A 22,346-nucleotide genomic window follows, 5' to 3' on the forward strand; every position below is an offset into this window, starting at 1 on the left:
AAATACTGCTTCAGCCTTCCTATTCTAGGTGAAAGGAGTATACATGAAAACTTTGTTTCGATTTGATACGCCATTGATGAAAGGATTAACAAGGATTACCGATATATGCTTGCTTAATGGCTTATTTCTTCTTACTAGTCTGCCGATCCTTACAATCGGCGTCTCTTTGACAGCCATGAACACTTGTTGGCAAAAAATACTGGCGGGGCAAGAAGAAGGGCTTGTGCGACACTACTTTTCTACGATAAAAAGGGATTTTTTTGAAGCAACAATTATTTGGTTAGGTATTCTTTTTTTTACAACGATCTTTTCACTCAATTTCTATTTGTTTACCCTTCAAGCTATAGTCTTTAGGGTGATTGGCTTAGCCATTTTATTCCCTTTCATCGTCTGTCTCTTATTATTGTTTGTCATGCTATTTTCTTATATTGGTAGATATGAAGATGGTGTGTGGCGTAGTATCAAGAACTGTTTGCTGATAGCGATTCAAAATGGAAAACAAGCGGGTTTGCTGTTGCTCTTTAATAGTTTGCTGATGTATTTTAGCTTGAGTAGCCCCGAAAGATTGTTGACTGCTATTTACGTTTATACGTTTGGTGGGTTCGCCATGACTTCATTGATCAATAATCTGCTCTTAAAAAAAATGTATCAAAAGACTGAGCGAACCATCGCTGAACCTCAAGAAATTTGATGAGTTCGTAGTTAGCTAGAGACCTTGATCCATGTGCTGTTGCCCCTTTGTCCTACAAAATAGAGAGCGTAAGAAGAACTCAAGGAGGAAAGAGTCCACTTTCTTAAATTGTCATTGTTCTAATAAAGGGTACCCATTCTTGTTGGCTATCCTTTGATTGATGCTTCTCGACAATGCGGTATAATAAGGAAAAACAAGTACTATCGAAAGGACAAAGCGCATGAGGATTACAATTAAAAAAATTGCAGAAGAAGCAGGGGTCAGTGTGACGACAGTCTCGAATGTTATAAATAAAAAAGCGCACCGTGTGTCCCAAGATAAGATAGAAATGATCGAAGGGATCATAAAAAAATATAATTATTCACCAAATATGAATGCACGAGCGTTAGTCAAATCTTCTTCTCGCTTAATTGGGGTACTGTATTTTTCAGATCAAAAAAATTTGGACTTTGCGGACCCTTTTGTGACAGAAGTTCTAGATGGCATACAGCGAGTGACAAAAGAGCACAGCTTTTTTACACTCGTCCATAGCGTGACCAAAACAGATGATATTGGAGAATTACAGAAAAATTGGAAATTTGATGGGTTTATTGCAGTAGGATTTAGTCAAGAATTATTTGAAGAAGTCAATCGGATTGTCCAGGTCCCAATCGTTTTCATTGATACGCATCTAGAGGATGAAGTGTTCAATCGAATCACGGACTATCCGAATAGTTTTTTTATTAATACGAATGATCAAAAAGCGGCATATGAAGCGACTGCCTTTTTACTTGAAAAGGGTCTGACTAAGATCGGCTTTTTGTCCTATGAATTTGATCAATCAAAGACATCGGTTATTCAACAAAGGTATCTAGGCTATCATCAGGCTTTGCAGGATTTTGGTATAAAGCTTGATGAGGGATTAGAGTATACAGAAGAACAACAAGCAACAATGATCAGCAGCATAGACAAGTTTCAAGCAGTGCTCGTTACAGCAGACTACTTAGCGATCAAGTTTATTCATAAATTAAAACAAGAAGCTATTTTTTATGAAAAGAAACTGTCGATCATCAGTTTTGATGATATCCGTTATGCAGCTTTAAATGATCCTCCATTAACTACGATCAGATTAGATCAGATTAAAAAAGGGGAAGCAGCCATGACTACCTTGGTCAATATCATTGATAACCATTCGAATGAACCGCAAATCACATTACTCAATGGGAAATTGATTGTAAGAAAAACAACATACTAGAAAGGAACGTGTTATGGGGAAAATTGCAGATAGATACTATACGGTTGATCCGTGGAGTGTTTCAGAAGAAGGGTTTGATAAAGAACGAAGTGAAGTGTCCGAATCGATCTTTTCTTTGGCAAATGAATATATGGGCATCCGAGGTTATTTTGAAGAAGGATATTCGGGAGAACGATTGCTAGGTAGCTACTTCAATGGAATCTACGAAAATAGCCCTAAGGAAAACCGCGTAAAGTATAAGGGGATCATTTCGAGGAGTCATTTTATGGTCAATGCGGTCGATTGGCTATATACCAGAATTTGGTGTGGTGAGGTGTTACTAGATTTAGCTTATTCAGATATCGAATCTTTTCAACGACGACTTGATCTTAGAACAGGTATCTTGACTCGTAGTTTTTATTGGAAACCTGAGAAGGATATCAAATTAAAGGTGACTTTTGTACGTTCACTAGATAGAGAAACGGTATCATTAGGGTATCAGCAGATCTCGTTAAAAGTCATTGAAGGTAGTCCATCCATCTCAATTTTGATGGGGATTGACTTTGCCACGAGCCATCTATCTGAAGGTCAAAATTTTTGGGTGGAACGAGAAAAAGAATCTTCAAATAGGCATGCGTTTTTAGCAGCAGAAACAAGAAGCACCAAGCAAACCATTTATGCGGGTTTTTCTTTATCCGCCACTGAATCCCTCGACACGCAACTTGTGGAAAGGGATAAATTTATCGGCCGTAAGTTTAACGTTAAACTAGAAGAAGGGATGAACTTTCAAGTAAACCGAAATGCGGTAAATATTGCCGATAAAACCGGACTTGATTTAAATCAACTAAAACAACATTGTCTCACCGATCTGGAAAAAAGTCTTTCCTTTGATGAGATGCAACGAAAGAGTCGCACCTATTGGCAAAACGTTTGGGCTAAGGAAGACATCCAAATCGATGGTGATCCAAGTAATCAACAAGGGATTCGCTACTGCATCTTTCAGTTGCATCAAACATACCATGGTCAAGATCCTAGTCATAATATTGGTGCGAAAGGGCTCACTGGTGAAGCATACGGTGGACATGCTTTTTGGGATACGGAAACTTCCTGCCTGCCTTTTTACTTATTGACAAATCTTGATGCAGCAAAAAATTTATTAGAATTTCGCTATCATACTTTGCCGGAAGCCAAAAAACGAGCACGCCAGCTTGATTGCCAAGGAGCTTGTTACCCCATCGCTACATTGAATGGGAACGAAGCCAGCGATCTTTGGCAGCATGCAAGCCTTCAATTTCAGCCAAGCACCGCTGTTGCTTATGGCATCTGGCATTACATGCAGGTAGCGAAAGATACTGAATTTTTGTATGGACACGGAATCGAAATGTTGATTGAAATTTCACGCTTTTTGGCTTCTAGAGGTGATTGGTCTCCAGAAGGTGAATTTGGCTTTTTTGGGGTGATGGGACCAGATGAATTTCAGATGATGGTAAATCACAATACGTATACAAATTATATGGCGAAAAGAACATTCGATTATACTGTAGAGGTATTGAAAAAATTGAAAACGAGTAATGAAACTAGATATAGTACACTTCTATCAGCGCATGGTTTGAGTGAAAAGGAGATTGGCTACTGGCAAATTTGTAGCAAAGAAATGCTTATTTTAAAAACGGAGTATGGTTTGTTTGAACAACATGATGGTTTTTTCAAATTACCTCATGTGGATATCCGCTCGATTCCCATCGAAGAGTTCCCGCTTTATGATCATTGGTCCTATGATCGCATCTATCGTAACAATATGATCAAACAACCAGATGTCTTAATGTTTCTTTTCTTGTATAACCAATCTTTTCCGAAAGCGGAAAAGCAAATCAACTATGATTACTATGAACCAAGGACGATTCACGAATCCTCGCTGTCACCTTCGATCCATTCTATTTTGGCGGCAGAATTGGGAATGGAAAATGAAGCATATCATTTTTTTGAATTTGCCACTAGAATGGATCTGGATAATTTCAATCGTAATACTCGTGAAGGATTGCATATGACTTCGATTGCTGCAGCTTGGATGAATATTGTCTATGGATTTGGTGGCGTGAGAACTGATAGGGAAGGAATAAAACTAGCCCCCACAATTCCAGTTGACTGGAAAAAATATACATTCAAAATTACGTATAACCAATGTTTGATTGACGTGTCAGTCAACCATCAGTCAATCAAAATTTCGCTAATAAAGGGTAGAGCTATTCAACTACAAGTTTATCAAAAGAAACTGACGCTTACTCAAAACCCCATCGTCATTGAGCGATCAACGAAAAGAAGCGTCTGAATTTCTTAGCCCTCATTCGCATAAAAAACAACGGTGAAGAAAAGCACCGTTGTTTTTTGTTTTTTTGCAAGCAAGAGGAACTTTTTGTGCGTAATTAAAGATAGGAAAGAGTAGCAAAATATCAAGTATTTCTCCTTTTTCATATAGGAATGCAAAAATTGATTACAAAGTTTCTTGCATTTTTTGTATGATAGAGGGAGGAATAAAGGAGGAAAGTTCACGAATGAAAATAAAGAAATGGATGGCAATTGCCATTATTACCAGTCAATTTTCAACATTGCTGCCAGTATCAGCGGCTGCGGCTGTTTTAACGAGCGAGTCTACTGCTGGTCAAAATACAGCTGAGTCAACGGTTCCGGGAGTGAACGGGCCAACAATGGGCTTGGTCCCTGAAGATGCCGCAACGGTACCAGGAGAAAACGGCGAAGTAGTTCCAGGAGAGTCAACACCTGTTCCTGAACAGCCAACACCAGAACCATTGCCAGAACCGGAACCAACCCCGACGCCAGAACCAACACCAGAAGAACCGGCACCAAATCCTGATCCAGAGCCGAATCCAGAGCCAGAACCAACACCTGAGCCGGCGCCAGAACCAGAAGAACCAGCACCAAACCCAGAACCAGAGACAACACCAAATCCAGAGCCAGAATCAACACCAAGCCAGCCTTCGCCTGACATCAAAGAAGTACCGAACGTACCAGAGTTGACGGTAACGCCGCCGCAAGAAGATGAGCCAGCAAAATTTGAAGTCACGCCAGTCAAAGAAACGTGGGACTTTATTATGGAGATTGGAGAAGATGCTCGTAAAGTTGGACAAGAAGAAGATCTTTACGCATCGGTCATGATTGCACAAGCGATTTTAGAGTCTGGTAGCGGAAGAAGTCGTCTGAGCCAGGAGCCTTTTTATAACCTATTTGGTATTAAGGGACTTTATGAAGGGAATGGGATTTCCTTCCAAACGCAAGAAGACGATGGTTCCGGTAATTTATACACAGTTCATGCCACGTTTCGCCAATATGACAGTATCGAATCTTCTTTGAAAGATTATGCGAAATTGTTGAAAGAAGGATTGGACCACAATCCGAATTTTTATAAAGGTGTTTGGAAATCAGAAACGGAGTCTTATGAAGATGCCACGGAATATCTGACCGGGCGTTATGCATCAGATACACAATACAATGAGAAGCTAAATGCGCTGATCGAAGCATATGCTCTGACGAGTTATGACAAAGAGAAACCAGAATTACCGACAGGCAGCGAACAGATGATCTATCCTGTCAGCAATCCAGTTGTCTCTTCTGTCTTTGGTCCACGAGGCAATGGGTTTCATCGTGGAGTGGACTTCGCCGCCCCGCAAGGAACGCCGATCATGGCTAGTCTTTCAGGAACGGTGATCCGCTCAGAGTATCATTCTTCATGGGGGAATTATGTTGCTATCGAGCACAAAGATGGGCTGACGACATTGTATGCGCACAATCATCGCAATTTAGTGGAAGTCGGTCAAACGGTCGAACAAGGCGAAGTGATTGCTTCCATGGGAAGTACGGGGAACAGTACAGGTCCTCACTTGCATTTTGAAGTTAGTCTTTCACCTAGTTTAGCCCGGCATCAACTGATTGATCCATTAGATGCCTTGTCAAAATAACAAAGAATAAAAGAGAGCAGTGTAGCTGCTTTCTTTTTTTGTCAAGAAAAACGAATCATTTCAGGAAAATTATGCTTTGAGATTTTTTTAGCGCATTCATTTTATCTTGCACGATAAATTTATTCCGAAAACAAGTGTTTTTCTTTGTAAAAAAAACAAAAAGAATTTATGCTAGAAAGGTAGGGAAAAAAATTCCCAAGAGGAATATCCACTTTAGACAAGGTCGTGTATGCGACTTTGCGATGTCTCTAGTATCCTTTCTTATTTAACCAAGGAGTGTGAAAAATGACTGACGATCAGCAAACAACGAATGTGTCTAATGAAGCAGCGCAAGCAAGTCCACTGTCCTTTGAAGAAAAAGTCATTGAAACAATTGTTGGTGTCGCTTTGCAGTCAATTGATGGCTTGATTAGTGTAAATGGCAGATTTCTTTCAGATATGACCGAAAACCTTGAAGAACAGTCGCAAGTCGCTTCTGGCATCGATGTGGAAGTTGGCAAAGAAGAGGTTGCAGTTGATTTGGAAGTAATCGTGGCTTACGGCAAAGATATCCCTAAACTCTTTGCGCAAGTCCAAGAAGTGGTTTTAGAAGAAATCAGTCGCTTGACTTCTTTAAAAGTTAAAGAGATCAATATTCGAATCGCCGATATCGTCAAACAGGAAACGATCGATCAAATCGAAGGTTGAGCACCACGCAAAAAATCGAAGTACATCAAAGAGAAAGGAAGAATAAACAAATGATATCACTATATACAACACCCAGCTGTACGTCATGTCGTAAAGCCCGTGCATGGTTGACCGAAAATGAACTGCCATTTAAAGAGAGAAACATTTTTAGCGATCCATTAAATAGTGATGAACTAATGGAGATTCTTTCTTTAACAAAAAATGGAACGGAAGACATTATATCTACTCGTTCGAAAGTGTACCAAAAGTTAGACATCGATTTAGAAGAGTTGAAGCTAGAAGAGCTACTTTCATTGATCGAACAATACCCGAACTTATTGAAACGGCCAATTATCTTAGATGAGAACAAGCTCCAAGTGGGGTACAATGAAGAAGACATTCGTAAATTCGTGCCACGAAACTTACGAAAGATCATTTTCAAACGACGCCAAACAGAGCTGCTCATGTTTAATTATCGCCAAAAGCAAGAAGAAGGCGAATCTGTTGCGAACTTTATCTAATAATAGGAACAAAACCGGCAAATGAATACAGCGATGTATCATTGTCGGTTTTTTTGGTATTTTTTCAAGGGTCTTCTTAAGAGGATCAGTAAATCTGTTGATTCCACAAAAAAACACGATTCCAAAAAGGAATCGTGTCGGTTGAAATCTTAAAGTTTTTGGTTGTAGAATTCAACGACTAGTGCTTCGTCAACTTCTGCAGACAATTCATCACGCTCAGGTAAACGAGTTAATGAACCTTCTAATTTTTCGCTATCAAAGCTTACAAATGACGCGCGGCCAGCTGTTGCTTCAACTGCTTCTTTGATTGTTGAGATGTTTTGTGATTTTTCACGAACGCTGATGACTTGTCCAACTTCAACGTGGTATGAAGGGATATCAACGCGTTTGCCATCAACTAAAACGTGACCGTGGTTTACTAATTGACGTGCTTGACGACGAGTAGTTGCTAAACCTAGACGGTAAACAACGTTATCTAAACGTTGTTCTAGCAAGATCATGAAGTTAACACCGTGTTTACCTTCTTTGATTTTGCTTGCTTTGATAAACAATGTACGGAATTGACGTTCGTTCATGCCATACATATGACGCAATTTTTGTTTTTCAGTTAATTGCATGCCGTATTCTGATTTTTTGCCACGGCTGTTTGGTCCGTGTTGTCCTGGAGCGTAAGGGCGACGTGCCAATTCTTTTCCAGTTTCTGATAAAGAAATTCCTAAACGACGAGAAATTTTCCATGATGGTCCTGTATAACGAGACATAATTTAGTTCCTCCAATAAAATAGTTTGGAGTAAAATAATCCGTTGAAAAACTCACATTCGTGCAGTTCGTTCTTCAATCTTCACCTTTGCAGCCGCGGTTACGCAATTGCACCCGAGGGGCAACGAACTGGTGACGAGCTGTTATTTTCCTGCTGCATTATTTTACACAAGGAATAGTATACGACAAACTAGGGGCAAAAGTCAAGATGGAGCTGGCTTTGGATTTGATGAAAACAAATCTTGAAATTTTTCATTAATTACTTATATTTTCAAATATCTCTTTACAAAACAGCTTTTCGTCATTAGAATATGAAAGTATTGTGCAAATGATAACGAAGTGAAATTATTCATAAAAGGAGTAGAAAAAATGAATCCAGTATCCCCATTATTTGAGAAGATCGATTCTTCCATAGAAAAGAAAATCGATCTGATCAAGAGTAGTTATTTGCGTTACGCTGTACGTGCGATGATGGCTTGTTTATTCTTGACCCTCGGAACAGCTATTGCTTTTGCGATCGCTATGAAAGGTGAATCGATGGTTCACGGGTTAGGGAAAATTCTATATGCATTTATGTTTAGCTGGTCTTTAGTCATGATTCTTTATATGAACGCAGAATTAGGAACATCAAATATGTTGTATATGACTGTTGGGGTTTACCGTAAACGTCTAAGTATTCCTTTGGCATTGAAAATTTTGCTTACGTGTGTCTTGTTCAACTTGATCGGCGGGGTGATTTTCGGCTCAATCGTTGCACTGACAGGTCCTTTTCAAGGGCTGACCGCAGACAACTTTATGCTGACCTCGATCACTGCGAAATTAGAAAAATCGACCATCCAAATTTTAGTAGAAGCGATGTTCGCCAATATCGTTGTAAACACAGCTGTGCTAGTAAGCATGCGGATGAAAGACGATGCCGGAAAAGTTGCAGCAATCATTTTCATCATCTTCATCTTTGCTTTCTTAGGATTCGAACACGTTATTGCTAACTTCCCAGCGTTTACCTTAGCTTTCTGGGCTTCAGGCGGACACTTGGCAGGTATGACTGTCGGCAGTGTGATCCATAATTTAGTTTTTGCCTTTATCGGTAACTATATCGGCGGTGGCTTGGTCATGGGGCTGGGCTATGCATGGTTGAACAACTCAAAATCGACCTATGTCGACTAATTAAAACCTACCAAAAGAAGCAGCGATGCTTCTTTTTTTTTCTTTTCTCTAACATTTCTCCAGGAAGAAGCCATCATCCCTTAACGGAGCGTTGAAATCAGCGCCTATTTATGTTAAGAATAAGTATGTACGGTTTTTCTTGCTGTTTTTTGTAAAAATGACCGCAACCAAGACCAAAATCTTAGTTACTTCTTAATAGAAAGCGAGCCTTAACCTTTTATGAATCGGAAATTCTTTGCCTTTGATATTGATGGAACCTTGCTTGACTCGAACAAACAGCCACTAGACAGTACGCTAAAAGCCCTTGATCTTTTACGAGATGCTGGCCATTTCGTGACCGTTGCCACTGGACGCAGTCGTTTCCACGCTCAAGATATTATTCGTTCGTTGTCCTTTGATAATTACATTTTATGTAATGGCGCAGCTGCTTTTCTTTCGCATCAGCAGGTGTATAAAAACTTACTCGATGAAACGCAATTGGCTGCTTTCGTGGCAGAAGCCCAAGAGCTTGGGATCGACACGGCATTTGTCGGGATGGATACAGCGAAACGAGCGTCTTCTTTGGATATTGCTAAAATGGAAGCAGCGATGCATTCTTTTGGTGCCCAACTTCCTGAGTTGGACATGGATTTTCCCGAAGAAAAAGAAGTCTATCAAGCATTGGCTTTTTACGGAAAAGAGTATGAGCATTTCTTTGACGAGAAATACAGCAAACTGCGTTTTGTGCGTTGGCATGAAAACAGTGTGGATGTCGTTCCAAAAGAAGGCTCCAAAGCAGCAACGATCCTGTGCGTCGCGGAACAATTAGGGATAGCGCAAGAAGATGTGATCTGTTTTGGTGATGGCCAAAATGATCGTGAAATGCTGACTGCCGCAGGTGTCGGTGTGGCAATGGGCAATGCGGTCCCTGAGATCCAACAAGTCGCAGATATGGTGACCGCTAGCAATGATGAAGATGGCATCTGGTTAGCCTTGAAAGAATTACAACTGATTTAAAAAGGAATCCTTTAGACATAGCACAGTCGGTTTACGGCATCTGTGCTATGTTTTTTTGTTTTTTCTCGGTCGCAAAGAAAATAAATTGGTACAATAGAAAAAAGGGGGAATGCAGCAAATGAAAATCGCATTGATTGCTCATGATCGAAAAAAAGATGTAATGGTAAAATTAGTGACTGCCTATCGAGAAATTTTAGCGCAGCATGAACTTTTCGCAACAGGAACTACGGGGAAGAGGATCGAAGAAGCAACCCAGTTGCCTGTCCACCGCTACAAATCAGGGCCGCTGGGAGGAGATCAGCAAATTGGCGCCATGATTTCGCAAGATGACTTGGACATGGTGATCTTTTTGCGCGATCCTTTAGCCGCGCAACCCCATGAACCAGATGTAACGGCATTGATTCGCTTGTCAGACGTGTACGAGATTCCTTTAGCTACCAATATGGGAACGGCAGAAATCTTGTTGCGGGGGTTAGCAGCTGGCTTTGCTGATTTTCGACAAGTGATCCACGAAACGGACAATCGTCCCTTGTCGTTATAAAGATAGTAGAAGAATTGAAGAAAAAGGACGTGCAGAATTGAAAGCAATCTTAAAGGATTTTTTGACCTATGCAAAAATGAATACTCGCTCAGATGCGACGAGTCAGACCATCCCAACGACGCCGGGACAAGTTGAGTTGGCTCTTTTATTGAAAGATCAGTTGATCGAGATGGGGGTAGCGGATGTTGCTTACTATGAAAAGAATAGTTTTGTGATCGGACGTCTACCTGGTAATCCTGAAAAAACGGCGATTGGCTTTATTGCCCATGTAGACACGGCAGATTTCGAAGCTGAAAATATTCAGCCGCAGATCCATGAAAATTACGATGGTAAGGATGTTTGTTTAAATAAAGAAAAAGCCATTTATATGACAACTGCTGAATTTCCTAATCTCAAAGACTATGTCGGCGAAACGCTGATCACAACGGATGGAACGACCCTGCTGGGTGCAGATGATAAAGCTGGTATCGCAGAGATCATTGACGCGCTGCGAATCTTACAAACGATGGATGCGCATAAACGTGGCGATGTCTGGGTCGCTTTTGGGCCTGACGAAGAGATCGGGACTGGCGCTGATCGCTTTGATGCGGCGGATTTTCCAGTGGCATTTGCTTACACGATGGACAGTGGTCGTGTGGGGCATATGGAATATGAAACCTTTAATGCTGCTCGTATTGATATAACGATTGATGGTACGAGTGTGCATCCTGGAACTGCTTACGGTCGTTTGGTCAACGCCTTGAAAATCGCGCATCAAATCGACGATGCCTTACCAGCAGAGGAAGTTCCTGAACGCACCCGCGGGTATGAAGGTTTTTACCTACTGCACAATTTGACGGGACATATTGGTCGAGCAGAAGTTTCTTATATCATTCGTGATCACGATCATATGCTTTTTGAACAGCGAAAAGCCAACATCGTGGGGATCATTGACGAATTGAACACAGCCTATGGGCAAGAACGCATCACCTATACGCTGTATGACCAATATTACAATATGGGGGATTTGATCAAGAAAGATCCCCGCAGTATCGAAGCTGCCCGAGCAGGGATGCAAGCGATTGGTGTGACACCGATCGAAGCGCCGTTTCGTGGCGGGACCGATGGCTCGAAAATCACCTATAAAGGCATTCCAACACCGAACTTATTTGTTGGCGGTGAAAACTTCCATGGCCAGTATGAATTTATTACCGTGGAAGCGATGGAAAAAGCCCGTGATTTGATCGTGGCGATCGTGGAACATGTCGGGAAAGAAGACACTACCGTTTCCTAGAGAACGCGGCAACACGCTAGACTAAAGCGAAAAAGTCTAGCGTGTTTTTTTGTTTTGCTGCAAGGAAGAACAGCAAGTGAAAGAACCTTTTTTTTCTGGACCAAAACCCTTATAATAGAAAAGAAGCTAAAAGAGAAGAGGAAAAATGTGTGCGGGTATTATTCATTGGAGATGTAGTTGGTTCATTAGGAAGAGAAACAATCACGGAGTACCTTCCCAAATTAAAGAAGGCGTATCGACCACAGGTGACGATCGCGAACGGCGAGAATGCGGCGGCGGGTCGTGGGATCACTGGTAAAATTTATAAGAAATTTTTGCAAGATGGTGTCGATGTCGTGACATTAGGCAATCATACATGGGACAACCGTGACATTTTTGAATTTATTGGCGATGCGAAGAAAATGATTCGTCCAGCCAATTTTCCAGAGGGAACACCGGGGGTCGGCATGGTGTTTGTGAAAGTCAACACCATTGAGTTGGCGGTGATCAACATGCAAGCTCGCTCGTTCATGGTAGACCTTGATGATCCGTTTCGCAAAATGGATGAATTGGTTGCGATTGCCCGCAAACGTACACCGTTTATCTTTGTGGATTTTCATGGGGAGACTACTAGCGAAAAACAAGCGATGGGCTGGTATTTGGATGGCCGAGTTTCGGCAGTCGTCGGCACGCATACCCACGTCCAGACCAACGATGCGCGGATTTTGCCCCAAGGAACGGCTTATTTGTCAGATGTCGGCATGACTGGTCCTTATGATGGGATTTTGGGAATGAAACGCGAACCAGTCATTGAAAAATTTTTGACGGCGTTGCCGCAACGGTTTGAAGTGATTGAAAAAGGCCGCAGTATTTTGTCGGCTTGCTTGCTTGAGATTGATGAAGCCACTGGTAAAGCAAAATCGATCCGTCCGATCCAAATCAGTGAAGATCGCCCGTTTACAGAATAGGAGAAGCATGGAAGAGCAATTAACCAAAGAATCAAACGTTGCCCAAGAGTTGGCTGCTTTGCAAAAGCTTTTGTCTAATCATCCGATCGTTCAAGAATTTCAAGAAATTCAAGTACGAGCCTTGCAAAACCAAGGGCTACTGGAGTTGGAAGAAGCGCTGAAGCAAGCGCAAAAAGAAATCGTTCAATTTGAGCATTATGAGAAACCCGAAGCAAAAAAAGCTGCGGAGCAGCGTTATGCGTCATTGACAAACGAATACGAGCAGCACCCCTTAGTGGTTGCTTATCGCCAAGCGTTACTGCAAGCAGATGAATTGCTGCAATATGTCACGACGGAGATCCAAAAGAAAATGAATAAAGCCATCGAGGAGGATGAAACCAATGCCTCAAAAAACTAAAAATACCCCGATGATGGAACAGTATTTAAGCATCAAGGCTCAGTACCAAGATGCTTTTTTATTCTATCGTTTAGGAGATTTCTATGAATTATTTAATGAGGATGCTGTCAAGGCAGCACAAATTTTAGAACTGACGTTAACCAGCCGCAACAAAAATGCGGAGGAACCGATCCCTATGTGTGGGGTGCCTTACCACGCCGCCAGCAATTACATCGACACCTTGATCGAGCAAGGCTACAAAGTAGCGATTTGTGAGCAAGTGGAAGACCCAAAAACCACCAAAGGAATGGTCAAACGCGAAGTCGTTCAACTGATCACGCCGGGAACGGTGATGGACAGTAAAGGCCTATCCGCCAAAGAAAACAACTTTTTGACAGCTGTTTTGCAGCAAGGGGAGCGTTTTGGCTTTGCCTATGTCGATCTAAGTACCGGTGAATTAAAAGCAGCGCAATTGGAAGATGAAGAAGCCGTCGTCAATGAGGCCGCCGCTCTGCAAACGAAAGAAGTCGTTTTGTGCAGCGAGATTCCTGAATCATTGCAAACGATGTTGACCAATCGCTTGAATGTCGTGTTTTCTAAGCAAGAAACGTTGGAAGAAAATGCCGAATTTCAATTTTTAACGGAATCTCTCTCCCAAGGGTTAGAAAAAGTAGTCACAGGGAAATTGCTAAGTTATTTGGCGATCACCCAAAAACGCAGTTTAGCCCACATTCAGCAAGCCGTGGAATATCAGCCGGATCATGCCTTGAAAATGGATCATTATTCCAAATTCAACTTAGAATTGACGCAGTCGATTCGAACCGGAAAAAAACAAGGGACTCTTTTGTGGTTGCTGGACGAGACAAAGACCGCAATGGGGGGACGTTTGTTAAAGCAATGGTTGGATCGTCCCTTGATCCAGCCAAAGAAAATCACTGCCCGCCAAGAAATGGTCCAATCGTTACTGGACAGTTTCTTTGAGCGAGCGGATCTGCAAGAAGCGTTGACGAAAATCTATGACATGGAACGCCTAGTCGGACGGGTCGCCTTCGGAAATGTCAATGGCCGCGATTTGCTGCAGTTGAAATCTTCTTTGGAGCAAGTGCCTTTGATCGCGCAATTGCTGCAGGGGATCAACCGTGGCGAGTGGAATGACTTGCTGCTGGAATTAACGCCTTTAGATGATTTGGTTGCACTGATCGAAGCGGCGATCGATGAAGATGCCCCGTTGCAGATCACAGAAGGCAACATCATCAAAGACGGGTTCCATCAACAATTAGATGAATACCGTACGGCGATGCGTAATGGCAAGCAATGGTTGGCGGAATTAGAAGCCAACGAACGTCAAGCGACGGGGGTCAAAAACCTGAAAGTTGGGTTCAACCGCGTCTTTGGCTATTACATTGAGATCACGAAAGCCAATCTAGTGAATTTAGATACCTCTCGCTACGAGCGCAAGCAAACCTTAGCCAATGCGGAACGCTTTATTTCACCCGAGTTGAAAAAACTGGAGACTTTGATTTTAGAAGCCGAAGAAAAATCGGTGGATTTGGAATATCGCCTCTTTCTTGACGTTCGTGAAGAAGTGAAAAAGAGTATCACACGTCTACAAAAGTTAGCCAAAGCCGTCAGTGCGGTCGATGTCTTACAAAGTTTCGCCACGGTTTCGGAACGCTACCAATACGTGCGGCCGACAGTAGCGAAAAAACGAGCAGTATCGATCATCGATGGCCGTCATCCTGTAGTGGAAAAAGTCCTTGGTCACCAAGAGTACATTCCAAATAGTATCGTGATGGATGAAGAAACAGAGATCCTGTTGATCACAGGACCAAATATGTCTGGGAAAAGTACGTACATGCGGCAGTTTGCCTTGCTAGTCATTATGGCGCAGATCGGCTGTTTCGTACCGGCAAAATCTGCAGAGATGCCGATTTTTGATCGGATCTTTACTCGCATCGGTGCCAGCGATGACCTGATCGCCGGTCAAAGTACGTTTATGGTAGAGATGATGGAAGCCAACCAAGCGCTGCGTCATGCAACACCTAACAGCTTGATTTTGTTTGATGAGTTAGGGCGTGGGACTGCGACCTATGATGGGATGGCATTGGCACAAGCCATCATTGAATATATCCACAAAGAAGTTCATGCCAAAACACTTTTCTCCACCCATTATCATGAGCTGACGGTTTTAGATGAGGAATTGGCACACTTACGCAATGTCCATGTCGGTGCCGTTGAAAAAGAAGGCGAAGTTGTCTTCTTGCATAAGATGATGGAAGGACCCGCAGATAAAAGCTATGGGATCCATGTAGCCAAAATCGCTGGACTGCCAAGTGCACTCTTACAGCGCGCAGCGACGATCCTAAAAGCGCTGGAAGAACATGAACCGACGGTACAGCCAAAACCAGTCGTCGAAGAAAGTCAGCAGTTGTCGTTGTTTAGTGAAGTATCTACGGAAGAAATCGGCGTCATCGATCAATTGAAGAAATTGAATCTGTTGGAAATGACCCCGATGGATGCTCTGAATACATTGTACGAGCTGCAAAAACGAATTTAGAAAGAAGGTCAGCAGATGGGAAAGATCCAAGAGCTATCCGAACGTCTGGCGAACCAAATCGCGGCAGGAGAAGTTGTTGAGAGACCGGCTTCTGTCGTCAAAGAATTAGTTGAAAATGCCGTGGATGCCGGCAGTACCCAAATCGATATTTTTATTGAAGAAGCAGGCTTGCGTAAAATCCAAGTCATCGATAATGGCGAAGGAATTGCAGAAGAGGATGTCTTGACTGCCTTTAAACGCCACGCCACCAGTAAAATCAACAATCGAGATGACTTGTTTCGAATACGTACCCTCGGGTTTCGCGGGGAAGCTTTGCCTAGTATCGCTTCGGTTTCGATCCTCTCGATTGAAACGGCAGTCAAAGGTGCCCAACAAGGCTCCTTTGTGCGCTTAAAAGGCGGCGCTGTTGAAGAGCATCTGCCTGCCAACTTGCGACAAGGAACCAAGATCACTGTCGAAAACCTCTTTTACAATACACCGGCACGTTTGAAATATGTCAAGACGCTGCAAACGGAACTTGCGAACATCGGCGATATCGTCAATCGGATCGCCCTGAGCCATCCAGAAGTGGCTTTTCGCCTCGTTCATGAAGGCAATAAGATGTTGAGCACCACTGGAAGTGGGCAGTTAAAACAAACCATCGCCGGGATCTACGGAGTGGAAACGGCCAAAAAAATGATTGCGATCGATACTGAGGACCTCGACTTTAAAGTCACTGGCTTTGTGTCACTGCCAGAAGTCACCCGAGCCAGCCGCAACTATTTATCCACGATCATCAATGGTCGTTATATTCGCAACTTTGCTTTGAATAAAGCGATCGTAGCCGGTTACGGGTCAAAATTGATGGTCGGTCGTTTTCCATTAGCTGTCCTTGAAATCAAAATGGACCCCTTGCTAGTCGATGTCAATGTCCATCCGACTAAGCAAGAAGTTCGTTTGTCAAAAGAAGAAGAGCTAACGAAACTAATCAGTAAAGCCATCAATGAGGCGCTGCGGGAAATCAATTTGATTCCTAACGCGGCTGACAATCTGCGGTTTAAGAAAAAAGTTGCCGATCAGCCAAAAGCCCAGCAGCTTGGCTTGGAACTGGAGTCAGCAGGAAATTCGACTTCTGGTTTGTCTTATAATCGGGAAACCGGGAAATTTGAGGTTCAGGGCAGTACTTATCAACAGACTGTGGATAACTCTGTGGAAAAACCTGTGGAGGAAGGTGGAAAACTTCCAGAAATGCCACAGGAATCTAGCGAAAACCTGTTGGAAGAAACCGAGGAAACCTTTCGCAGTTTGGAAGAGACGCTGCCAAATAAGCCTGTCCGAAAACCATTTGTGGAAGATCAGATGGAAACAAAAGCGCCGCTGCTAGAAGCGCCAGCCTTTCTCTCGGAAGAGACGCCAGAGCTTACGGCGCAAGATCTGCAAAATCAAGCGACTCTTCACCCGGAAATACATGGGGATGACCGCAACTACCTGAAAACGGTCGAACGGTTGCTGGAAGAAGAACCAGCGAAGGAGCGTTTTCCCCAACTGGATTATTTTGGGCAGATGCATGGGACCTATTTGTTTGCCCAAAGCGAGGCGGGGCTATATATCGTCGACCAGCATGCGGCACAGGAACGAATCAAATATGAGTATTACCGCGAAAAAATCGGCGAAGTGACCAATGACCTGCAAGAGTTGTTAGTGCCGATCGTTTTGGATTATCCCAACAGCGATGCACTGCAATTACAAGAACAAAGCGACAAGCTGGCAGAAGTCGGGATCCATCTGGAATCTTTTGGGACCAATAGTTTCATCGTCCGGGCGCACCCGACGTGGTATCCTAGCGGTGAAGAAGAAGCCATCATCCGCGAAATGATCGATATGTTATTGACCACAGGAAGTGTCAGTGTCAAAAAGTTTCGTGAAGCAACCGCGATCATGATGAGCTGCAAACGATCCATCAAAGCCAATCATTATTTGAATGAAGCACAAGCCCGGATCTTGTTGCAAGATTTAGCGAAATGCGAGAATCCCTTCAACTGTCCCCATGGTCGCCCGGTGCTGATCCATTTCACCAACAGCGACATGGAGCGGATGTTCAAACGGATTCAAGATCCTCATCGAGCAAGGAGTGGCATGGAATGATTATTTTGGCTTCACAGTCGCCGCGACGCAAAGAATTATTAGCGGAGTTAGTCCCGGAATTTGCGGTCATACCAGCGGATATCGACGAGTCGGTCCGACCAAACGAAGCGGCGATCCCTTATGTCCAACGGATGGCAGCAGAAAAAGCGGCGGCTATTACGCAAACCTATCCTGAAGATCTGGTGATCGCGAGCGATACCACGGTCGTGGTGGATGAAGAAATCTTAGGAAAGCCAGCCGACCGTGAAGATGCTCGGTCGATGTTACGAAAAATGAACGGACGGACCCATTGGGTGCATACCGCCGTCGTTTTACAAAAAGGCAAGCAACAGCGCCAAGCAGTGGTTTCGGCGGAAGTTGTGTTTCGTCCTTTGACGGATCAAGAGATCGACCAATATCTTGTCTTAGATGAGTACCAAGACAAAGCGGGCGCCTATGGGATCCAAGGGGCGGCCAAAGTATTTGTCTCATCGATAAACGGCGATTTTTATACAATTGTAGGGTTTCCTGTCACTACGGTCTATCAGTTGTTGCAAGAGTTTATGGAGGAGGAATAAGGATGGATGTTTCTGGTAGTTGTCTTTGCGGCAAAGTCACGATTGACTTGACTGGAGTTTCGAAAGAAATCACGGTTTGTCATTGTAGTCTCTGCCAGAAATTTCACGGCGGACCGATGTTTGCTCTTGCGCCATGTTCTGAGAACCAGATGGCTCTTCAAGGAGCGAAGTGGCTGCGACGTTATGATTCTTCTAAGTGGGCACAGCGAGGATTTTGCAGTCAATGCGGCTCGAGTCTGTTCTTTTACCTCAAAGAAGCACACACCTATTTTTTTGCGGCCGGGTTATTTGGCAACTTGCCAGAAGCTGTCTTAACCGAAGAAATCTATACAAAAGACCAACCGCAGTTTTACCATTTTGCGGAACCAACGACTCGTTGGGAAAAGCTGCAAAACCCTTAAATAATTTGAGCAAGTCATTTTACATTCGCTAAGAAAAAAGGCATGATAGAGCATACAGGATGAGTCTAGAGGGAAAGCAGGTGAAAAAATGACAGATAAAAAAGAATTAAAAGAAAAATTGTCACCGATCGAATATGCGGTGACCCAAGAAAATGCAACTGAACGCCCCTTTACTGGCGAGTATGATGATTTTTATGAAAAAGGGATCTATGTTGATATCGTCAACGGAGAACCACTGTTTGCTTCTACTGATAAATATGACGCCGGTTGTGGCTGGCCTTCCTTTTCGAAGCCGATCAGTCGCCAAGATATTCAAGAAAAAGCCGATTTTTCTCATGGTATGCATCGGGTAGAAGTCCGCAGCAAAGAAGCTGACTCTCATTTAGGACATGTTTTTTCAGACGGTCCTCAGGACAAAGGCGGTTTGCGCTATTGTATCAACTCGGCAGCATTGAAGTTCATCCCTTTAGCAGAAATGGATGAAAAAGGCTATGGCGAATTCAAATCACTCGTTGAGTAAGTATTAGGAACTGTGTGCGAAAAAAGACGCAGCAGCATGTCTCGTTTGAAAAAATGCGACTGAAACAACGGTTTTTCCTCCGTTTGTTTCCTGCTAAGCCTTTTCCTTCGTTCACAGTCCTTTTTTTGCCCTCTCGTCTGTGCTACAATAAAGGGAACATATGTACAGAAAGGAAAGCACATGTACGAATATATCATAGGAAAAGTAACGGATATCTTTCCGGCGTATATCGTCGTTGAGACCCATGGCATCGGCTATCAGATCGCTTTTGGCAATCCGTATTCATTTAGCGGCAAGTTGAACCAAGAAGTAAAAATCTATCTGCACCAAGTGATTCGTGAAGATGCTCATAGTCTCTACGGCTTTGCCACGATCGAAGGCAAGCAGTTGTTTTTAAAATTGATCAGTGTCTCAGGCATTGGACCAAAGAGTGCGTTAGCAATCATGGCCAATGAAGACCATACAGGGTTGATCACGGCAGTCGAAAATGGGGACGTCAATTATTTGACTAAGTTCCCAGGTGTCGGTAAAAAGACGGCGCAGCAAATGATCCTAGACTTGAAAGGCAAAGTGGCTGAACTGGTTGGAGAAGAAGCGATCGTTCCTCTAAGCGTAGCAACGACTGCTTTAGATGAAGCAATGGAAGCCTTGAAAGCATTGGGTTATAGCGAAAAAGAAGTCAAGAAAGCCGAAAAACAATTAGCGGCGAATACGACAAAATCGACGGATGAGTACTTGCGGGAAGCTCTCCGATTGATGATGAAAAAGTAAGGAGCAAGTAGACGATGGATGAACGAATTGTTTCGCCAGAAAGTACTGAACAAGAAGAAATCATCGAAAAATCCTTGCGTCCGCAAACCCTTGCCCAATATATCGGACAAGACAAAGTCAAGCAGGAGCTTTCGATTTATATCCAAGCGGCGAAAAATCGAGAAGAAGCGTTGGATCATGTCCTCTTATATGGTCCGCCAGGCTTAGGGAAAACGACGATGGCAATGGTGATCGCCAACGAGATGCAGGTGCAAATCAAGACGACCAGCGGTCCTGCGGTCGAAAAACCGGGGGACTTGATTGCAATCTTGAATGAGCTGCAGCCGGGGGATGTTCTGTTTATCGATGAGATCCATCGCTTGCCTCGTGTCGCCGAAGAAATGCTTTATTCGGCAATGGAAGATTTTTATGTGGATATCATGGTGGGGCAAGGAACAACGGCTCACCCGGTTCATTTTCCGCTTCCGCCATTTACCTTAGTCGGCGCAACGACGCGGGCGGGGATGCTCTCGGCGCCACTACGGGATCGCTTCGGAATCATTTCTCATATGCAATATTATGAAGACCATGATTTAAAAGAGATCGTGCAGCGGACTGCGTCGATTTTTGAAACGGATATCGTGGAAGAAGGGGCGATCGAAATCGCCCGCCGATCTCGAGGCACTCCACGGATCGCCAACCGTTTGCTTAAACGAGTTCGCGATTATGCGCAAGTGCAAGCAGATGGATTGATCGATCGCACCGTTGCTGACCAGGCATTGGCGCTTTTGGCAGTCGATCATGCCGGCTTGGATTATATCGATCAGAAATTGATCCGCACGATGATCGAATTGTATCAAGGCGGCCCGGTGGGATTAAGTACGATCGCTGTCAATATCGGGGAAGAAACCGAAACAGTGGAAGATATGTACGAACCGTTTTTGATCCAAAAAGGATTTTTGAAACGCACCTCGCGTGGGCGGATCGCAACACCGTTAGCGTATGACCATTTTGGCTATCCCCAAAGAAGTGAATAGAACGAAGCAGCAATCAACGATGATTGCTGCTTTTTTGTGCTTTTGGTGAAACGTTTCTTTTTATTTTTTAATAATTTCTGAGAATCAATAGATGTTGAAAAAATACATTATTTGTGAAAATTTGATTAAACGGAAGTGTTTTGAAAAATGATTTCTTATGAAAATGTTGATATAATAGCTTTTGTGTTTGTGAGGAACTCAACGAAATTTGTGAAAAAAGAAAACCAGAAAAAAATAATTGGAAAGGCTTGCATTTTCGAATGGCAGCGGATATAATCTTTTTGTAGAAACGTTTCACCAAAATGTGGAGATATACGTAGTGTTGCGAGGATAGAAAGAAGGAGATTTTGTGTATGAGTAAACTGCAAAAGTTTTATAGTCAACGGCAGCTTCACTGGATGGTTTTTCCCGGCGTGGCATTTATGATCGTATTTAATTATATTCCGATCTACGGAATTATAATCGCTTTCAAAAACTATACGGTGATTGACACGATTTCATCAGCACCATGGGTTGGGTTAGAGAATTTCCGTATCATTATGAATGACAGTTTTTTCTGGGAAGCAGTTAGAAATACGTTAGCCATCAGCTTATTGAAATTAGGATTAGGTTTTGCGATCCCGATTGTGTTAGCCATTATGATTTTTGAAATGCAAGATGGCCGCTTGAAGAAATTTATTCAAACGGTTTCATACATTCCCCATTTTTTTTCATGGATCGTGCTAGGTGGGATGATGATCTCTTGGCTGTCAACGAACGGCTTTATCAACCAAGTGTTGATGTCCGTAGGATTGATGGACAAAGGGGTCAATCATCTATTGGATCCAAGCAAATATTGGTGGATCGCGGTCCTTTCTGATCTATGGAAAGAAGTCGGCTGGGGAACGATTCTTTACTTGGCAGGTATGTCGCGGATCGATCCAACGTTTTATGAAGCCGCACGAATCGATGGTGCCAGCAAGCTAAGACAGATTCGTTCGATCACATTGCCATTACTGACACCGATCATCTCCTTAAACTTGATTCTGAATGTGAGCGGTATCTTAGGGTCAAACCTAGATCAAACATTAGTTTTAATGAATTCACAGAACCAAAACCGTTCAGAAGTCATCAACTCCTTCGTTTATAAAATGGGGTTGACGCAAGGTGATTTCTCTTATGCAACTGCTGTCGGCTTGGGGATCGCGGTCATTTCCGTCATCTTATTGGTGATCACGGATCGAGTGACCCGCAAGTTGAACAACGGCAATTCAGTTATCTTATAGGAGGAAAAAA

General features: G+C 43.1%; 21 protein-coding genes. 20 read left to right on the forward strand and 1 reads right to left on the reverse strand.

The features are described 5' to 3' along the window. The first annotated feature begins 43 nt into the window (after positions 1-43). The 6 genes from CXM95_RS01680 (at position 44) to spx (ending at position 7,065) form a co-directional block, all read left to right on the forward strand. Positions 44-691 (forward strand): YesL family protein, encoded by a 648-nt coding sequence (locus tag CXM95_RS01680; protein ID WP_086299006.1) that lies wholly within the window; start codon positions 44-46, stop codon positions 689-691. A gap of 220 nt (positions 692-911) precedes the next feature. Then, positions 912-1,925, forward strand: coding sequence for a LacI family DNA-binding transcriptional regulator (locus CXM95_RS01685; RefSeq protein ID WP_086299007.1), 1,014 nt, complete (start codon positions 912-914; stop codon positions 1,923-1,925). A gap of 13 nt (positions 1,926-1,938) precedes the next feature. After that, positions 1,939-4,233 (forward strand): glycoside hydrolase family 65 protein, encoded by a 2,295-nt coding sequence (locus tag CXM95_RS01690; RefSeq protein ID WP_086299008.1) that lies wholly within the window; start codon positions 1,939-1,941, stop codon positions 4,231-4,233. Between the two features lie 223 nt (positions 4,234-4,456). Further along, positions 4,457-5,878, forward strand: coding sequence for a peptidoglycan DD-metalloendopeptidase family protein (locus CXM95_RS01695; RefSeq protein WP_278251772.1), 1,422 nt, complete (start codon positions 4,457-4,459; stop codon positions 5,876-5,878). A 285-nt stretch (positions 5,879-6,163) separates the two neighbouring features. Then, positions 6,164-6,565 carry an Asp23/Gls24 family envelope stress response protein gene (locus CXM95_RS01700; protein ID WP_086299010.1) on the forward strand — a complete coding sequence of 134 codons (402 nt, stop codon included), beginning with the start codon at positions 6,164-6,166 and terminating at the stop codon, positions 6,563-6,565. Positions 6,566-6,615: 50 nt separating this feature from the next. After that, positions 6,616-7,065, forward strand: coding sequence for a transcriptional regulator Spx (gene spx / locus CXM95_RS01705; protein ID WP_008376310.1), 450 nt, complete (start codon positions 6,616-6,618; stop codon positions 7,063-7,065). 149 nt (positions 7,066-7,214) lie between these two features. Here spx and rpsD read toward each other — a convergent pair whose 3' ends face one another. Continuing rightward, positions 7,215-7,826 (reverse strand): 30S ribosomal protein S4, encoded by a 612-nt coding sequence (gene rpsD, locus CXM95_RS01710; RefSeq protein ID WP_005227158.1) that lies wholly within the window; start codon positions 7,824-7,826, stop codon positions 7,215-7,217. A 368-nt stretch (positions 7,827-8,194) separates the two neighbouring features. On the opposite strand from rpsD, the gene CXM95_RS01715 reads away from it, so the two are divergent. From CXM95_RS01715 to CXM95_RS01785, 14 genes are all read left to right on the forward strand, one after another. Next, positions 8,195-8,992, forward strand: coding sequence for a formate/nitrite transporter family protein (locus CXM95_RS01715; protein ID WP_005227159.1), 798 nt, complete (start codon positions 8,195-8,197; stop codon positions 8,990-8,992). Positions 8,993-9,211: 219 nt separating this feature from the next. Further along, the gene (locus CXM95_RS01720) at positions 9,212-9,988 is read left to right on the forward strand and encodes a Cof-type HAD-IIB family hydrolase (protein ID WP_005227160.1); all 777 of its coding nucleotides are present in this window, start codon (positions 9,212-9,214) and stop codon (positions 9,986-9,988) included. Positions 9,989-10,106: 118 nt separating this feature from the next. After that, complete coding sequence (locus tag CXM95_RS01725) at positions 10,107-10,529, forward strand: methylglyoxal synthase (protein ID WP_008376307.1); 423 nt, start codon at positions 10,107-10,109, stop codon at positions 10,527-10,529. Between the two features lie 37 nt (positions 10,530-10,566). After that, positions 10,567-11,802 carry a peptidase T gene (pepT, locus tag CXM95_RS01730; RefSeq protein WP_008376304.1) on the forward strand — a complete coding sequence of 412 codons (1,236 nt, stop codon included), beginning with the start codon at positions 10,567-10,569 and terminating at the stop codon, positions 11,800-11,802. 149 nt (positions 11,803-11,951) lie between these two features. Continuing rightward, positions 11,952-12,749, forward strand: coding sequence for a TIGR00282 family metallophosphoesterase (locus tag CXM95_RS01735; protein ID WP_010748642.1), 798 nt, complete (start codon positions 11,952-11,954; stop codon positions 12,747-12,749). 7 nt (positions 12,750-12,756) lie between these two features. After that, positions 12,757-13,146 carry a YlbF family regulator gene (locus CXM95_RS01740; RefSeq protein ID WP_008376299.1) on the forward strand — a complete coding sequence of 130 codons (390 nt, stop codon included), beginning with the start codon at positions 12,757-12,759 and terminating at the stop codon, positions 13,144-13,146. After that, the gene (gene mutS / locus CXM95_RS01745) at positions 13,130-15,682 is read left to right on the forward strand and encodes a DNA mismatch repair protein MutS (protein WP_086299011.1); all 2,553 of its coding nucleotides are present in this window, start codon (positions 13,130-13,132) and stop codon (positions 15,680-15,682) included. The genes CXM95_RS01740 and mutS overlap by 17 nt, the downstream gene beginning before the upstream one ends. A gap of 15 nt (positions 15,683-15,697) precedes the next feature. Next, positions 15,698-17,806, forward strand: coding sequence for a DNA mismatch repair endonuclease MutL (mutL, locus tag CXM95_RS01750; RefSeq protein ID WP_101698781.1), 2,109 nt, complete (start codon positions 15,698-15,700; stop codon positions 17,804-17,806). Continuing rightward, positions 17,803-18,363 carry a Maf family protein gene (locus CXM95_RS01755; RefSeq protein ID WP_086299013.1) on the forward strand — a complete coding sequence of 187 codons (561 nt, stop codon included), beginning with the start codon at positions 17,803-17,805 and terminating at the stop codon, positions 18,361-18,363. The genes mutL and CXM95_RS01755 overlap by 4 nt, the downstream gene beginning before the upstream one ends. A gap of 2 nt (positions 18,364-18,365) precedes the next feature. Continuing rightward, positions 18,366-18,764 carry a GFA family protein gene (locus tag CXM95_RS01760; RefSeq protein ID WP_008376290.1) on the forward strand — a complete coding sequence of 133 codons (399 nt, stop codon included), beginning with the start codon at positions 18,366-18,368 and terminating at the stop codon, positions 18,762-18,764. 88 nt (positions 18,765-18,852) lie between these two features. Next, a complete protein-coding gene (gene msrB / locus CXM95_RS01765) occupies positions 18,853-19,284 on the forward strand; it encodes a peptide-methionine (R)-S-oxide reductase MsrB (protein WP_008376288.1) in 432 nt (143 codons plus the stop codon). A gap of 180 nt (positions 19,285-19,464) precedes the next feature. Next, entirely contained in the window at positions 19,465-20,055 is a 591-nt protein-coding gene (gene ruvA / locus CXM95_RS01770) for a Holliday junction branch migration protein RuvA (protein WP_005232405.1), read from the forward strand. Positions 20,056-20,069: 14 nt separating this feature from the next. Next, positions 20,070-21,071, forward strand: a complete 1,002-nt coding sequence (ruvB, locus tag CXM95_RS01775) for a Holliday junction branch migration DNA helicase RuvB (RefSeq protein WP_005232402.1) — start codon at positions 20,070-20,072, stop codon at positions 21,069-21,071. A 353-nt stretch (positions 21,072-21,424) separates the two neighbouring features. Beyond that, positions 21,425-22,336: an ABC transporter permease gene (locus CXM95_RS01785; protein WP_005232388.1), complete on the forward strand. Its 912-nt coding sequence runs from the start codon at positions 21,425-21,427 to the stop codon at positions 22,334-22,336. The last annotated feature ends 10 nt before the right edge of the window (positions 22,337-22,346 follow it).

This window comes from Enterococcus sp. CR-Ec1, assembly GCF_002850555.1.
In the GTDB taxonomy this organism is placed as follows: domain Bacteria; phylum Bacillota; class Bacilli; order Lactobacillales; family Enterococcaceae; genus Enterococcus_D; species Enterococcus_D entomosocium.

Excerpts from the sequence above, each read along its gene's own strand:
- ruvB (WP_005232402.1), top strand. The coding sequence starts at position 20,070 with ATGGATGAACGAATTGTTTCGCCAGAAAGTACTGAACAAGAAGAAATC.
- CXM95_RS01680 (WP_086299006.1), top strand. The coding sequence starts at position 44 with ATGAAAACTTTGTTTCGATTTGATACGCCATTGATGAAAGGATTAACA.
- CXM95_RS01700 (WP_086299010.1), top strand. The coding sequence starts at position 6,164 with ATGACTGACGATCAGCAAACAACGAATGTGTCTAATGAAGCAGCGCAA.
- CXM95_RS01720 (WP_005227160.1), top strand. The coding sequence starts at position 9,212 with ATGAATCGGAAATTCTTTGCCTTTGATATTGATGGAACCTTGCTTGAC.
- ruvA (WP_005232405.1), top strand. The coding sequence starts at position 19,465 with ATGTACGAATATATCATAGGAAAAGTAACGGATATCTTTCCGGCGTAT.
- CXM95_RS01695 (WP_278251772.1), top strand. The coding sequence starts at position 4,457 with ATGAAAATAAAGAAATGGATGGCAATTGCCATTATTACCAGTCAATTT.
- CXM95_RS01715 (WP_005227159.1), top strand. The coding sequence starts at position 8,195 with ATGAATCCAGTATCCCCATTATTTGAGAAGATCGATTCTTCCATAGAA.
- CXM95_RS01725 (WP_008376307.1), top strand. The coding sequence starts at position 10,107 with ATGAAAATCGCATTGATTGCTCATGATCGAAAAAAAGATGTAATGGTA.
- CXM95_RS01685 (WP_086299007.1), top strand. The coding sequence starts at position 912 with ATGAGGATTACAATTAAAAAAATTGCAGAAGAAGCAGGGGTCAGTGTG.
- mutL (WP_101698781.1), top strand. The coding sequence starts at position 15,698 with ATGGGAAAGATCCAAGAGCTATCCGAACGTCTGGCGAACCAAATCGCG.
- rpsD (WP_005227158.1), bottom strand. The coding sequence starts at position 7,826 with ATGTCTCGTTATACAGGACCATCATGGAAAATTTCTCGTCGTTTAGGA.
- CXM95_RS01785 (WP_005232388.1), top strand. The coding sequence starts at position 21,425 with ATGAGTAAACTGCAAAAGTTTTATAGTCAACGGCAGCTTCACTGGATG.
- msrB (WP_008376288.1), top strand. The coding sequence starts at position 18,853 with ATGACAGATAAAAAAGAATTAAAAGAAAAATTGTCACCGATCGAATAT.
- CXM95_RS01760 (WP_008376290.1), top strand. The coding sequence starts at position 18,366 with ATGGATGTTTCTGGTAGTTGTCTTTGCGGCAAAGTCACGATTGACTTG.
- CXM95_RS01690 (WP_086299008.1), top strand. The coding sequence starts at position 1,939 with ATGGGGAAAATTGCAGATAGATACTATACGGTTGATCCGTGGAGTGTT.
- spx (WP_008376310.1), top strand. The coding sequence starts at position 6,616 with ATGATATCACTATATACAACACCCAGCTGTACGTCATGTCGTAAAGCC.
- CXM95_RS01740 (WP_008376299.1), top strand. The coding sequence starts at position 12,757 with ATGGAAGAGCAATTAACCAAAGAATCAAACGTTGCCCAAGAGTTGGCT.
- mutS (WP_086299011.1), top strand. The coding sequence starts at position 13,130 with ATGCCTCAAAAAACTAAAAATACCCCGATGATGGAACAGTATTTAAGC.
- CXM95_RS01755 (WP_086299013.1), top strand. The coding sequence starts at position 17,803 with ATGATTATTTTGGCTTCACAGTCGCCGCGACGCAAAGAATTATTAGCG.